The organism is Curtobacterium sp. 18060 (genome assembly GCF_902706105.1).
Lineage (GTDB): Bacteria > Actinomycetota > Actinomycetes > Actinomycetales > Microbacteriaceae > Curtobacterium.
This window is the reverse complement of sequence record NZ_CACSJV010000014.1, coordinates 43,009-56,884: the sequence shown is the minus strand read 5'-3', so window position 1 is coordinate 56,884 and position 13,876 is coordinate 43,009. Positions and strand designations below refer to the sequence as shown.

Below are 13,876 nucleotides of genomic sequence, written 5' to 3'. Positions count from 1 at the left end.
GTCAGCCGAGGAGGTCAGTCTTCCGGCAGCGGGGGCAGCAACGAGTCGAGCAGCGCGTTCGTCAACGACCCGGCTTCCAGCGCACGGCGTGGGGAGTCGGAGCCGAGCACCGCCTGCTGCACGTTCCACCACTGCAGGGCATCCCACCGCTGCTGCTCTGTCCCGTCGCCACCCTGCAACAGGCGGCGGTTGGCGTTGATGACGACGGGGAAGAGGTCACCAGTCTCGTCGTTGAACTGGAATGCGGGGTACCGGTGCGCCTGCGCGCCCGGCACTGCGAGTACGGCACCCTGCTTCCGGTAGTAGCCGAGCCGGCTCCGCTGCTTCGATGGAGACTCCTTGTGCCAGAGCCGAGCTGCAGCATCGACTGGGTACAGCAAGTCGATCCCTCGCAGAGCTTCTGCCCGCTCGAGGAGGACGCGGTCTCTCGCGTAGTCGGGCTGCCACACTCGTTCGGCTTCCCACCCCTCCGGGAACCCCATTCCACGCAACTTCTCGGCGCTGTCACGGGCGAACGACTCGATCAGGTCACGGAGCCCATCGCGTGTCTCGTTCGAGCCGTCGATGCGCACGAGGAAGTACGCGAGGACGACGAGTGTGCCGTAGACACGGCTCGACGGTCGCGAGACCGGCGTCGTACCGCTGATCTCGTCTGCCTGCTCTCGGAGGTGAGCCAGCTCAGGAGCGCCCTCAGGCACGGCGAGGGGAGCGGTCAGGTTCCGGTTCCACAACCGGGCATGGTGCGCCGCGGTGTTGCGGACCTGTCGCAGGTGCTCGAGCCAGTTGCTCAGGGCAGCTGCGTCCCCGTTGCCGTCGGGAAGGTACAGGTCGAAGTCGATTGCGATCTGTTGTCGGTGCCGCTGGCTCATACCGCCGAACAGCCTGTTGAGCGTGCCGAAGGACATGACCTCCGTTGCCGCCCAAACCGGCAACGGTCTCCCGTAGGTAGCCTCGAAGTGCGGCATGAACGTCTCGTTCGACAGCTCCTCGGCGCGAGCCTGCTTCCGAAGCCACGACTGGTGGTCACTTTCAATGTGATCGCAGACGCTCGTACAGTTCGGCCCGCTGCAACTGCGGTTCCTCGATCGAGTCCAATCTGAGCTCAACGCTGACGGATCGGTATGGGTGAACGGTCCCGTTCGTCCCAGGAGGTGCCCGATCCGAAATCGGAGAGCGACCTCGACCCGTGACAGCGCGAGGAGAACCGCGGCTCGCAGCGCTTCATCGAACCGATAGCTCGCGATGACGTCGGCCAGACTCGAGCCTGCAACGAAGTCGGACGGGCGCGCCTCACCCTCTGCGCTTGCAGGAACGCGAAAGGGATACCAGTAGCCGGAGAGTCGGTAGTACCCGATCGACGCCAGGGCGTTGAGCGCGGTCGTCTTGTCTCCGATCTGAAGACCGCGTCGCTCGATGAGCGCCAGCTGGTCCTCGACGGACAGGAACGGCTTCGCGTAGGTGCTCGTCACACCGTCATCGTAAAGAAAACTGGCCGCCTCCCCTTGTCGGGAATGACGGCCAGTCGTGATGCCGCAACGATACCCCGACGGCCCGCCAATGTCACCCCCTCAGGCGACGTCGTGCTGCACCGCGGTGCGAACCCTTCAGTCGAACGCGGGGGTGTCGACGGAGCACGTCACGGGCTCGCCCGCGGCAGCGGTCTCCGTGGCGATCTCGCGCTTGCCGTCGAGCAGGATCCGGCAGGTCGCCGTCGCGCCCCGCGCCGGGGTCGCCCGGACCGAGGCGCGCTGCTCGGCGAGGACGATCGACTCATGCTCCCAGGTACCCGTCTCCTGCGAACCCGTCTTCTGCGTGCTCGTCTCCTGCGTGCCGAGCCGGTGCACCTCCGGGGCGTCGCCGCGCTTCTCGGCACCCTCGACGCGGACGTCGGTCAGTTCCGACCCGGCCGGCCCGTCGACCTGCACCTGGTACGTGACCGCCCAGGCGTCGCCGGTCTGCTGCTGGATGAAGGAGCAGCCGGTCGCGGTGAGGGCCAGGCCCCCGGCGAGGACGGCGGCTGCCACGAGACGGACGGAGCGGTGGATGCGTTCGGTCATGGCTCCAGCCTCGACCGGTGCCGACCCGGTGTCGTCCGCCGCTCGGTGCGCCGTCGTGCACCTCCGGGGCGACCCCGCGTCCGTCGAGCGGTGGACACGACGGACCGACGCGCCGCCACGGGTCACCTCCGCGCGAAGCCGGTGCGCGACACTCACACCGTGACCCCGACCAGGACCCGACACCGCCACGAACACCGCGCGCCGGTGGCGATCGCCGTCCTGGTGAACCTCGGGCTCAGCCTGTTCCTGCCGAGCGAGGTGCTGTTCTTCCCGTCGTGGGTGGTCCCGGTGCTCGGCGTCCTGCTGCTGATCCCGCTCGTCGTCTTCAACCCGCGGCGACTGACCCGCGACACGACCTGGTCGCGGTGGGTGTCCTTCTCGTTGGCGATCCTGCTCACCGTCGCGAACCAGCTGACCGTGGTCCGGACGATCGAGCTGCTCCTCGGCGGCCACGCCGACGGCGGTGCCGTGCTGCTCACCGCCCTGCAGGTGTGGGTGAGCACGATCATCGCGTTCGGGCTCGTGTACTGGGAGCTCGACCGGGGCGGGCCGGTGGCTCGTCGTCGTCCCGAGCTGTGGACAAGTGACGAGGCCGACTTCCAGTTCCCCCAGGAGACCGACCCGAAGACCGCCGCGTGGCGTCCGGTCTACCTCGACTACCTCTACGTCGCGATGACGAACATGGTGGCGTTCAGCCCGACCGACACCATGCCGATGACCGTGCGCGCGAAGATGATCATGGCCTACCAGGCACTCGGCGGGTTCATCCTGCTGGCCCTGGTCATCTCGCGCGCGGTCAACATCATCAGCTGAGGTCGCTCAGGAGCCGTGTGCCTCCTCCGACACCGGCTGCCACTCGCGCCAGGTCGCCAGGCGGGACTCGTAGTCCTTCTCGGCGATGCCGAGCGGTGCCTTGCCGAAGAAGACGCGCAGGGGCGGCTGCTCGGCGTCGACGACCTTCAGGATCGCCGAGCGGGTCGCCTCGGGCTTGCCGGGGTCGGCGGCCGACGGGCGCTTCGACGCGGCCTCGCGGACGTCGGCGTAGGCGGCGATCTCGTCGCTCTTCTTCGACGACGGTCCGGACCAGTCGGTCGAGAAGCCGCCCGGCTCGATGAGCGTCACGTGGATGCCGAAGCCGGCGACCTCCTGCGACAGGGACTGCGACAGCCCCTCGAGCGCCCACTTCGATGCGTGGTAGGCGCCGACCGTCGGGAACGCGCTGATCCCGCCGATGCTCGACACCTGGATGACGTGCCCGGAGCCCTGCTCCCGCATGATCGGCAGCGCGGCCTGGGTCACCCAGAGCGCTCCGAACAGGTTCGTCTCGAGCTGGGCTCGGACCTCGTCCTCGGTGAGTTCCTCGACCATGCCGAAGTGGCCGTAGCCGGCGTTGTTCACGACGACGTCGAGCGAGCCGAAGTGCTCCGCCGCACGCTGCACGGCCGCGAAGTCCGCGGCACGGTCGGTCACGTCGAGCTGCAGTCCGAGGAACGTGTCCGGGTACTGGTCGACGAGTGCTTGCACGTCGTCGGTGTCGCGGGCCGTGCCGGCTACGGAGTCTCCACGTTCGAGGGCGGCTTCCGCCCACTCGCGGCCGAAGCCCTTCGACGCTCCGGTGATGAACCAGGTCTTGCTCATGCTGTCTCCTCCTGAGATCTGACGCGATCAGGCAACGCTCCCCGCTTCCGTGGCACCTGGAGGTCCGGGTGACGGACGCGGCAAGCGGACACCAGCGGACCGCGACTCAGGGTCGAGGTGCCGCGAACTCCAGGTTGACGTCGTCGGGGTCCTGCACGGACAGGATCACCAGGCCGAACGGCGGCAGGTCGGTGACGTCGCCGTGGTCGATGCCGGCGGCGTCCAGCCGCTCGACGGCGGCGTGCAGGTCGTCGACGGACCCGACGCGGAACGACACGTGGTCGAGGCCGACTCGGTCGGGATCGAACCGGTCCTCGGCGGGGGCGACCGGTCGCAGGCCGAGCGTCTGCCCGCCGAACGTGAACGAGCACCCGCCGTAGGTCCGCCACGGGTCGTCGTGGATCGTCGGGTCGTCGATCTGGTCGCTGAAGTCACTGCCGGGCGACATGCCGAACAGCTGCTCGTAGAAGGCCTTGCTCCGGCGGATGTCCGTGACCGTGAGGCGCACGTGCGAGAAGCCGAGCGGCGTGACGATGGGTTCGCTCATCACCCCACCCAACTCCCCCCGGGCCTTGCGCTCATTGACCATGCGATCAACAATGGCGGGATGGACGTCGTCATCGCTCCCCCGCACCCGTCTCCGCTGCACCAGGACACCGGCACCCCCCGCCGCTCGACCCGCGTCGCCCTCGTGCAGGTGCGTTGGCTCGAAGACCCCGCTGCCCACCGAGCACAACTCGCCGACGGCATCGCCACCGCCGCGGCCAATGGCGCCGCGGCAGTGTTCCTGCCCGAGCTCACCCTGCGCCGCTACCCCGGCGACACTCCGGCCAGTGGTGTCCCGAAGGACCTCGCCGAGTCGCTCGAGGACGGCCCGACGGTCACCTTCGCCCGCGCACAGGCGATCGAGCACGGGGTGTTCGTCCACGCCTCGCTGTACGAGCGCCCTGCCGACGACGACCAGCCCGACGACCCCCGCGGCTACAACACCGCCGTCCTCGTCGCCCCCGACGGCACCCTGGTCGGCCGGACCCGAAAGACCCACATCCCGATCAGCGCCGGCTACTACGAGGACACGTACTTCCGCCCGGGCACGGACGACGACGCCTTCCCGGTGTACGAGCCGGCGGGACTCGGCGCACGCCTCGGGTTACCGACCTGCTGGGACGAGTGGTTCCCCGAGGTGGCCCGTTCCTACGGCCTCGCCGGGTCCGAGGTCCTGGTGTACCCGACGGCGATCGGCTCCGAGCCGACGTTCCCGGACTTCGACACCGCGCCGATCTGGCGGCAGGTCATCGTCGCGAACGGCATCACCGCCGGCCAGTTCATGCTCGTCCCGAACCGCTGGGGCGACGAGGGGGACATCACGTTCTACGGGTCGTCGTTCATCTCGGACCCGTTCGGCCGCGTGCTCGCCGAAGCACCGCGTGACGCTGACGCGGTGCTCGTGGCGGACCTCGACCTCGGGGCCCGGACGGAGTGGCTCCGGCTGTTCCCCTTCTACGTGACCCGTCGCCCCGACCTCTACGCGGGGCTCGTCGCCCCGGTCGACGAGGACCGCCACGCGTTCGGCGCACGCGACGCGATCGACGCGGCCATCGGGGTGGCGGCGACCGACGCCGGACCGGAGGCGCGCGCATGACGTGGGTGATGCCTCCCGAGACGGCTCCGCAGGGACGCACCTGGATGGCGTTCCCGCGCCCCGGCCTGACGCTCGGTGACGACGCGGCGAGCGCCGAGGCGGCGCGACGGACGTGGGCGACCACCGCCAACACGATCAGCGAGCACCAGCCCGTCACGATCGTCGTGGACCCGGTCGCGCGAGCCGACGCTCGTCGCCTGCTGTCGACCGCGGTCGAGGTGCTCGAAGCGCCTCTCGACGACTTCTGGATGCGCGACATCGGGCCGACGTTCGTCGTCGACGACGTGACCGGCGAGCTCGGCGCCGTGGACTGGGTCTTCAACGGCTGGGGCGCGAACTCCTGGTCGACGTGGACCCGTGACGCCGAGGTCGCCGCCACGGTCGCGGCCGCCGCCGGTGCGCGGCGGATCCCGTCGCTGCTCGTGAACGAGGGCGGGGCGATCCACGTCGACGGCACGGGCACGGTCCTGGTGACGGAGACCGTGCAGCTCGATCCGCGACGGAACCCGTACGCCGACCGCGAGCGCGTCGAACTCGAGCTCGCCCGGACGATCGGCGCGACGGACGTGGTCTGGCTGCCCCGCGGCCTGACCCGTGACTACGACGGGTTCGGGACCCGGGGCCACGTCGACATGGTCGCGACCTTCGCCGATCCGGGCACGGTCCTGCTGCACGCGCAGCCCGACGCCGGCCACCCGGACCACCTGGTGATGCCGCAGATCCGTCGGGCGCTCGAGCAGGCCACGAACGCGACCATCGTCGAACTGCCGGCCCCGTCGACCCTGACCGACGACGACGGCCCGGTCGACTGGAACTACGTCAACCACGTGGTGGTGAACGGCGCCGTGATCGCCTGCGCGTTCGGTGACGCCGTCGCCGACGACCACGCCCGCGGCATCCTCGCCGACGTGTACCCGGGTCGTCAGGTGCGTTCGATCGACGCTCGTCAGGTCTTCGCGCGCGGCGGCGGCCTGCACTGCATCACGCAGCAACAGCCGGCGGTCTGATCCATCGCCGCGGTGTACAGCGGCTGCCCGACGTCTGTACACCGCGGCCGGTCCACCGAGCACTCGCACATCGGTATGTTGCTCCGAACCAGTCCGGGCGACGCTGCCCAGCCCAGCTCCGGCGCTGCCCACCTCCGACCCAGCAGGGAAGTCCACGCACATGGCATCACCGACCGCGGTCCCCACACCGACAGCACCGGCAACACCTGCGCGCGGCGGTTCCCTGAAGCGGAGCCTCGGACTCTGGGCGATCGTCGGCCTGGGCCTCGGCTACATGACCCCGACGGTGGTGTTCGACACCTTCGGCATCGTCTCCGGGCAGACCGACGGCGCCGTGCCGAGCGCGTACCTGATCGCGCTGGTCATCATGGCCCTGACGGCGATCAGCTACGGGAAGATGGTCCGGGTCTACCCGGCAGCCGGTTCGGCCTACACGTACGTGCGGGAGTCGATGCACCCGAACCTCGGGTTCATGGTCGGCTGGGCGTCCCTGCTCGACTACCTGCTGCTGCCGATGGTGAACGCCCTGATCATCCGGCTCTACCTGGAGCAGGTGTTCCCGGCACTGCCGTCGTGGGTGACGGTCGTCGTCTACACGGTGTTCGTGACGACGGTGATCTGCCTGTCGATGCGTGGCACGTCGAACCTCAACATGGTGCTGCTCATCGGCGCGATCCTGGCGATGATCGCGTTCGTGGTCTTCACCGTCATCGAACTCGTCCACGGTGCCGGCGCCGGCACGATCGCGAGCACCGAGCCGTTCGTGCACGACGGCGTGACGATGTCCGCCCTGCTCACCGGTGCGACGGTGGTCTGCTTCTCGTTCATCGGCTTCGACGCCGTGACGATGTACACGGAAGAGGCGAAGTCGATCCGGATCATGCCGAAGGCGATCATGCTGACGGTGCTGCTCGGCGGCGCGATCTTCCTGGTGTCCGCGTACTTCGCGCAGCTGCGGTTCCCGACGAACACCCCGTTCGGCGAGTTCACCGACGACCCGCTCCCCCAGATCGGCCTGCTCGTCGGTGGCCCGGTGTTCCAGGCGGTCCTGGTGTCGGCCGGGTTCGTCGCCGCGTTGGCGTCGGGGCTCGCCTCGCACGCGAGCGTCGCCCGCATGCTCATGGTGATGGGTCGGAACAACGTCCTGCCGAAGCGGGTGTTCGGCTACGTCAACCCGCGCACGCACACCCCGGTGTTCAACGTGGTCTTCGTCGGGGCGGTCACGCTGCTCGCGATGAGCTTCTCGCTCGACACCATCTCGTCGTACATCAACTTCGGCGCGCTCGTCGCCTTCACCTTCGTCAACGCGAGCGTCATCGTGCACTTCGCCGTCCGGCAGGGCCGCCGCCACACCGCGGGTGACCGGTGGAAGTACATCGTCCTGCCCGGCCTCGCGATGGTCCTGACGGGGGTGCTCTGGTCGCAGCTCCACGCCGACGCACTGATCGCAGGAGGAGTGTGGGCTGCGATCGGCTTCGCCTACCTGCTCGTCATCACGAAGGGCTTCCGGGTGCTGCCGAAGAGCTTCGACGAGAACCAGCCGGTCACCGGCGTCAACAAGCAGCTGACCGACCAGGCCTGACCCACCACGAGAGGACGCCATGTACGCCGTCACCGACCCCACCACGGGCACGACCCTCGAGACGTTCCCGACCATCACCGACGACGAGCTGCGCGCCGCCGTCACCACCGCCCACCAGACCCACGGCGAGTGGGGCCGCACCAGCACCGTCGCCGACCGCGCGACCCTGCTCCACCGCGTCGCGGACCTGTACCGGGAGCGTCACGCCGACCTCGCCGCCACGATCGTGCGCGAGATGGCGAAGCCGATCGACCAGGCCGAGGGCGAGGTGGACTTCTGCGCCGACATCTACGACTACTACGCCGACCACGCCGAAGAGTTCCTCGCCGACCAGCCGATCACCTTGGCCGACGGCTCCGAGGGCAGCGCCTTCATCCGGAAGTCGTCGATCGGCGTGCTGCTCGGCATCATGCCGTGGAACTTCCCCGCCTACCAGATCGCCCGGTTCGCCGGCCCGAACCTGCTCATCGGCAACACGGTCCTGCTCAAGCACGCACCGCAGTGCCCCGAGTCGGCCCTGGCGATCGAGCGGATCTTCCACGACGCCGGGTTCCCCGAGGGCGCGTACACGAACGTCTTCGCGACGAACGACCAGGCCGCCGACGTCATCGCCGACCCACGCGTGCAGGGCGTCTCGCTGACCGGGTCCGCCCGCGCCGGTGCCGCCGTCGCCGAGATCGCCGGCCGGAACCTCACGAAGGTCGTGCTCGAGCTCGGTGGGTCGGACCCCTTCATCGTGCTGTCCACCGACGATCTCGACTCCGTCGTCGAGTCCGCCGTCACGACCCGCCTCGAGGGCAACGGACAGGTCTGCAACGCCCCGAAGCGCTTCCTGGTGGTGGACGACCTGTACGACGACTTCCTGGCGAAGTTCACGACGGCCATGTCCGCGGTCTCGCCGACCGACCCGTCCGTGCCCGGTGCCGAGCTCGGCCCGCTGTCGTCCCCGACCGCCGCGGACCGGCTGCAGGAGCAGCTCGCGTCCGCCGTCGCGCAGGGTGCGACCGTCGTCACCGGTGGTGACCGCCAGGGCAACGCCTTCGTGCCGACGATCCTCACCGACGTCACGCCGGACAACGACGCGTACCGCGAGGAGTTCTTCGGCCCCGTCGCCGCCGTGTACCGCGTCGCCGACGAGGACGCAGCCGTCGCACTCGCCAACGACACCCCGTACGGCCTCGGCTCGTACCTGTTCACGACCGACGCCGACCAGGCACTCCGCGTCGCGGACCGGCTCGAGGCCGGCATGGTCTACGTCAACATCGTCGGCGCGGACAGCCCCGAACTGCCGTTCGGCGGCGTCAAGGCGAGCGGCTTCGGCCGCGAGCTCGGCCCCCTGGGGGCCGACGAGTTCGTCAACAAGAAGCTGATCCGCATCGGCTGACGGACGCTCTGGACCCGGCTCCACGACGGACGGGAGGCACGGTGCCAGCTGGCACCGTGCCTCCCGTCTGCTCGTCGGTCGCCGCTACTGCTGCGGGTCGGCGGGCTCGCCGCCGGAGTCCGTGTCGCTGTCCTGCGCGGGGTCCTTCGTCGCGTCGCCCGTGGGCGACCCGTCCGGCAGGTCCTCGGTGTACTGCGCTTCGGCCTCGCTGGGGTCGCTGGATCCGTTCGCCGTCGTGTCGCTCATGGCCCGGACGCTACGCGCGGTCGGCGCTGCACCCGTTCAGACGGACGAGGCGGCAGCGCTCGAGCCGGCGGCGACCGGGGTCACGGCCAGGATCTCGTCGGCGACCTCACGCCCGATCCGCACCGCACCGTCGACGTGCTGGTACCCCTGCCCGGCCAGGTCGCTCGACGCGAACCGGATCGGACCGACGGCTGCACGCTGGTCGGCGCCGTAGCGGACGAGCCCGCCCAGGTCGAAGCTCGCCGCGTAGGCGCCGCGGGTCCACTCCTCGGTGCCCCAGTCGCTCTCGTAGTACACGACCGGGCGCAGGGCCTCGTCGCCGTAGTAGTGCGCGAGCGATGCGAGCACTCGGGCCTTCCGCTCCTCGACCGACAGCGCGAACAGGTCGTCCGCGTGCTGATCGGAGACGAACCCGACGAGCGTGCCCTGCTCCGAGCCGTGCTCGGTGTTGTCGTACGCCTCGTGCACGACCTCGTACGGGCTGAACGCGGTGCCCGAGAGTCCGGCGCCGCGCCAGAACGGCCGGTCGTAGACGGCGTGCACCTTGATGACGAAGCCCATCGACAGGTGCTGGTGCAGCTGGTGCTGGCGACGGGGCAGCGGGGGTTCGTACGAGATCCGCGAGTACAGGGGCGGCGGCACGGCGACGAGCGCCTGCCGAGCGTGGACTTCGAGACCGCCGTCGGCGAACGCGACGACCCCGTCGTCGGTCCAGCGCAGGGTGCGCACCGGCGCGTTCAGGTGCACGGCGTCACCGAGGCGCTCCGCGAGGCGTTCGGACACCTGCTGCATGCCGCCGACGACGCGCTTGTCCAGGATGAAGTCGGCGTCGACCAGGTTCGTGAAGCTCCCGGCAGAGGCGGCCATCAGCAGGGCCTGCAGTGCCGAGAACGCGTGTGCCGGCTTCGTGAGCATGGCGCCCGCGATGAACAGTTCGACGTTGTCGGTGGCGACGCGGTCCGGGCTGAGCGCGTGCAGCCAGGCGCGGAAGGAGACCTCGTCGAGTGCCGCCGCGTGCGGGGACTCCCAGGGGCGAGCGGGGTCGACCGCCGCGACGTACTCGTCGACGACCGTCACGAGTCGCTCGATCTCGTTCGCCGTCGCCTCGGGCAGCGGGAAGATGTCGCCGGTGTACTCGGTGCGGGTGCCCTCGGCGTCGACGTAGACGCTCGAGCCCTCGCGGTACCGGTCGTACGTGTCGAGCCCGAGTTCGTCGAGGGTCTCGAGCAGCGCGGTCTGGTCGGGCGAGACCCACTGGCCACCGATCTCGAGCGTGACCCCCTCGATGTCGTTCGTCCAGGTGCGGCCGCCCACGCGGTCGCGCGCCTCGAGCACCGTGACGGTCAGTCCTGCGGCGCGCAGGCGGTTCGCGGCGGTCAGGCCGGTGACACCGGCTCCGATGACGACGACGTCGCTCTCGATCATCGTGCTGCTCCTTCGGTGGTGGTGCTCCGGAACGGGTCCGGGGTCAGCGTGTACATGGTCTCGAGGTACTCGGCGATGCCCTCGCCGCCGCCCTCGCGGCCGAGGCCGGACTGCTTCACCCCGCCGAACGGGGCCGACGCGTTCGAGACGACACCGGTGTTGAGTCCGAGCATTCCGGTCTCGAGCCGCTCCATCAGGCGCTGGCCGCGGGCCGGGTCCTCCGTGAACGCGTAGCCGACCAGACCGTACTCGGTGTCGTTGGCGGCGCCCACGGCCTCGTCCTCGGTCCGGAACGTCCGGATCGCCAGGACGGGCCCGAAGATCTCGTCGCGGAGCAGGTCGCTGCCGGGCTGCACGTCGGTCAGGACCGTGGGCGCGTAGAAGGTGCCGGGGCCGTCGACCGGGTGTCCGCCGGTGCGGAGCGTCGCCCCGCGGTCGAGCGCGTCGGTGACCAGGCGGTGCGCCTTGTCGACGGCACGGTCGTCGATGAGCGGTCCGATGGCGACGCCGTCCTCGGTGCCGCGTCCGACCCGCATGGCCTCGACGCGTGCGGTCACCCGGCGCGTGAACTCGTCGACGACGTCCTCGTGCACCAGGAACCGGTTCGCGGCGGTGCAGGCCTGCCCGGTGTTGCGGAACTTGGCGGCGAGCGCGCCCTCCACGGCCAGGTCGAGGTCGGCGTCGGCGAACACCAGGAACGGGGCGTTGCCGCCGAGCTCCATGCTCGTCCGGAGCACGTTCTGCGCCGCCTGGGCGAGCAGTGTGCGTCCGACCGGCGTCGAGCCCGTGAAGGACAGCTTCCGGAGCCGGGGGTCGGCGATCACCGGCGCGGAGACGTCGGCGGCCCGCGTGGTCTGCACCACGTTGACCACCCCGGCGGGCAGACCGACCTCGCGCAGCAGGTCGACGAACAGCAGGGTCGTGAGCGGCGTCAGTTCGGCCGGCTTCACGACGACCGTGCACCCGGCGGCGAGCGCCGGTGCGATCTTCCGGGTCGCCATCGCCAGCGGGAAGTTCCACGGCGTGATGAGGAACGCGGTGCCGACGGGCTTGTGGGAGACGGTGGCACGGCCGGTGCCCTCCGGGTTGGTGCCGTACGAGCCGCCGATCCGGACCGCTTCCTCCGAGAACCAGCGCAGGAACTCCCCGCCGTACGCGACCTCGCCGCGGGCCTCGGCGAGCGGCTTGCCCATCTCGAGCGTCATGAGCAGCGCGAACTCCTCGCGCCGTTCCTGCAGCAGGTCGAACGCGCGACGCAGCAGCTCGGCGCGGTGCCGCGGCGGTGTGGTCGCCCAGCCCGTCTTGGCCGCTTCCGCGGCGTCGAGCGCTCGGACACCGTCCTCGGGGGTTGCGTCGGCGATGTCGAGCAGCGTCTCGCCGGTGGCGGGGTCGACGACGGCGAAGGTCCGGCCGTCGGCCGACGGCTGCCATGCGCCGTCGACCAGGAGGCCCGTGGGGACGCGGGCGAGCAGCTCGCGTTCGGCGTCGGTGCGGTCGGCCGCGGGGGCGGTGGTGGTGCCGGTGGTCATGCTGTTGCGAGTCCTTCCAGGACGACGTCGAGTCCCTCGTGGAGCAGGGCGTCGTCGATCGACAGTGGGGGCAGGAACCGGACGACGTTGCCGTACGTGCCGGCGGTCAGCGCGATGACGCCGTGCTCGAACGCGGACCGCACCACCTTCCCGGTCAGTGCTGCGTCCGGTTCTCCGGTCGCGGGGTCCACGAGTTCCATCGCGACCATCGCGCCGCGTCCGCGGACGTCGCCGATCCGCGGGTCGGTCGTCTGTGCGGCACGGAGTCGTCCGAGCAGCACGTCCCCGATCTCGCGGGCTCGGTCGATCAGCCCGTCGTGCTCGAACGCGTCGATCGCGGCGAGGGCGGCAGCGCAGGCGATCGGGTTGCCGCCGTAGGTGCCGCCGAGCCCGCCGACGTGCGCGGAGTCCATGATCTCGGCGCGCCCGGTCACGGCGGACAGGGGCAGACCGCCGGCCATGCCCTTCGCGGTCGTGACGACGTCCGGCACGATCCCCTCGTGCTCGCTCGCGAACATCGACCCGGTGCGCGCGAAGCCGGTCTGCACCTCGTCGGCGATGAGCACGACGCCGTTCGCCGTGGTCCACTCGGACAGGGCGGTGAGGAACCCGGGCGCGGGGACGACGAACCCGCCCTCCCCCTGGATCGGCTCGATGAGCAGCGCCGCGGTGTTCGCCGCGCCGACCTGCTTCTCGATCTGGCTGATCGCGCGCTTCGCCGCCTCGGGCCCGGAGAGCCCGTCGTGGAACGGGTAGGACATCGGCACCCGGTAGACCTCGGGCGCGAAGGGTCCGAAGCCGTCCTTGTAGGGCTGGTTCTTCGCGGTGAGCGCCATCGTGAGGTTCGTGCGGCCGTGGTACGCGTGGTCGAACACCACGACGGCCTGCCGACCGGTGTGCTTGCGGGCGATCTTCACGGCGTTCTCGACGGCCTCGGCGCCGGAGTTGAACAGCGCCGTGCGCTTCTCGTGGTCACCGGGGGTCAGCCGGTTGAGTGCCTCGGCGACCGCGACGTACCCGTCGTAGGCGGCGATCGTGAAGCACGTGTGGGTGAAGGCAGCGACCTGCTCGGTGACCGCGGCGACGACGGCGGGGTGCGCGTTGCCGACGCTGGTCACGGCGATCCCGGACCCCAGGTCGACGAACGAGTTGTCGTCCGCGTCCACGACGACCCCGCCACCGGCCGCGACGACGGCGATCGGCACGGCGACGCCGACCCCGGCTGCGACGGCTCCGGCCTTCCGCGCCATGAGCTCGCGTGACCGGGGGCCGGGGACGGCCGTGACGAGCCGTCGTTCCTGGGGCAGCGAGGGGCCGCCGGTGGGCGCACTGATCGAGGGTGCTGCGGTGGAGGACATGCGGCGAT

At 70.3% G+C, this 13,876-nt stretch carries 13 protein-coding genes; 5 read left to right on the top strand and 8 right to left on the bottom strand.

Annotated elements, in window-relative coordinates; translation table 11 throughout:
* Positions 1-14 precede the first annotated feature (14 nt).
* Together GVL05_RS09140 and GVL05_RS09135 are read right to left on the bottom strand one after the other, a co-directional pair.
* Positions 15-1,469, bottom strand: coding sequence for an Abi family protein (locus GVL05_RS09140; protein WP_159572960.1), 1,455 nt, complete (start codon positions 1,467-1,469; stop codon positions 15-17).
* A 135-nt stretch (positions 1,470-1,604) separates the two neighbouring features.
* Positions 1,605-2,057: a hypothetical protein gene (locus GVL05_RS09135; protein WP_159572959.1), complete on the bottom strand. Its 453-nt coding sequence runs from the start codon at positions 2,055-2,057 to the stop codon at positions 1,605-1,607.
* A 159-nt stretch (positions 2,058-2,216) separates the two neighbouring features.
* On the opposite strand from GVL05_RS09135, the gene GVL05_RS09130 reads away from it, so the two are divergent.
* Positions 2,217-2,870 carry a DUF1345 domain-containing protein gene (locus GVL05_RS09130; protein ID WP_159572958.1) on the top strand — a complete coding sequence of 218 codons (654 nt, stop codon included), beginning with the start codon at positions 2,217-2,219 and terminating at the stop codon, positions 2,868-2,870.
* A 6-nt stretch (positions 2,871-2,876) separates the two neighbouring features.
* On the opposite strand, the gene GVL05_RS09125 is transcribed toward GVL05_RS09130, so the two are convergent.
* Together GVL05_RS09125 and GVL05_RS09120 are read right to left on the bottom strand one after the other, a co-directional pair.
* On the bottom strand, positions 2,877-3,695 hold the full coding sequence (locus GVL05_RS09125) for an SDR family oxidoreductase (protein ID WP_159572957.1): 819 nt from the start codon (positions 3,693-3,695) through the stop codon (positions 2,877-2,879).
* A gap of 106 nt (positions 3,696-3,801) precedes the next feature.
* Positions 3,802-4,242, bottom strand: a complete 441-nt coding sequence (locus tag GVL05_RS09120; protein WP_159572956.1) for a VOC family protein — start codon at positions 4,240-4,242, stop codon at positions 3,802-3,804.
* Positions 4,243-4,302: 60 nt separating this feature from the next.
* On the opposite strand from GVL05_RS09120, the gene GVL05_RS09115 reads away from it, so the two are divergent.
* The 4 genes from GVL05_RS09115 to GVL05_RS09100 all read left to right on the top strand — a co-directional run bounded on the left by GVL05_RS09115 (position 4,303) and on the right by GVL05_RS09100 (position 9,310).
* Positions 4,303-5,337 carry a nitrilase-related carbon-nitrogen hydrolase gene (locus GVL05_RS09115; protein WP_159572955.1) on the top strand — a complete coding sequence of 345 codons (1,035 nt, stop codon included), beginning with the start codon at positions 4,303-4,305 and terminating at the stop codon, positions 5,335-5,337.
* Positions 5,334-6,344 (top strand): agmatine/peptidylarginine deiminase, encoded by a 1,011-nt coding sequence (locus GVL05_RS09110; RefSeq protein WP_159572954.1) that lies wholly within the window; start codon positions 5,334-5,336, stop codon positions 6,342-6,344. Before GVL05_RS09115 ends, GVL05_RS09110 begins: the two co-directional genes overlap by 4 nt.
* Positions 6,345-6,504: 160 nt before the next feature.
* Positions 6,505-7,926: an APC family permease gene (locus tag GVL05_RS09105; RefSeq protein ID WP_123937135.1), complete on the top strand. Its 1,422-nt coding sequence runs from the start codon at positions 6,505-6,507 to the stop codon at positions 7,924-7,926.
* 19 nt (positions 7,927-7,945) lie between these two features.
* Positions 7,946-9,310, top strand: a complete 1,365-nt coding sequence (locus GVL05_RS09100) for an NAD-dependent succinate-semialdehyde dehydrogenase (protein ID WP_159572953.1) — start codon at positions 7,946-7,948, stop codon at positions 9,308-9,310.
* Between the two features lie 84 nt (positions 9,311-9,394).
* Here GVL05_RS09100 and GVL05_RS09095 read toward each other — a convergent pair whose 3' ends face one another.
* Genes GVL05_RS09095 through gabT form a run of 4 tightly spaced genes read right to left on the bottom strand, consistent with a single transcriptional unit; the run spans position 9,395 to position 13,868 of the window.
* A complete protein-coding gene (locus tag GVL05_RS09095) occupies positions 9,395-9,556 on the bottom strand; it encodes a hypothetical protein (RefSeq protein WP_159572952.1) in 162 nt (53 codons plus the stop codon).
* A 36-nt stretch (positions 9,557-9,592) separates the two neighbouring features.
* Complete coding sequence (locus tag GVL05_RS09090) at positions 9,593-10,981, bottom strand: NAD(P)/FAD-dependent oxidoreductase (RefSeq protein WP_159572951.1); 1,389 nt, start codon at positions 10,979-10,981, stop codon at positions 9,593-9,595.
* A complete protein-coding gene (locus GVL05_RS09085) occupies positions 10,978-12,510 on the bottom strand; it encodes an NAD-dependent succinate-semialdehyde dehydrogenase (protein ID WP_159572938.1) in 1,533 nt (510 codons plus the stop codon). The genes GVL05_RS09090 and GVL05_RS09085 overlap by 4 nt, the downstream gene beginning before the upstream one ends.
* Positions 12,507-13,868, bottom strand: a complete 1,362-nt coding sequence (gene gabT / locus GVL05_RS09080) for a 4-aminobutyrate--2-oxoglutarate transaminase (protein ID WP_123937131.1) — start codon at positions 13,866-13,868, stop codon at positions 12,507-12,509. The genes GVL05_RS09085 and gabT overlap by 4 nt, the downstream gene beginning before the upstream one ends.
* Positions 13,869-13,876: the final 8 nt, after the last annotated feature.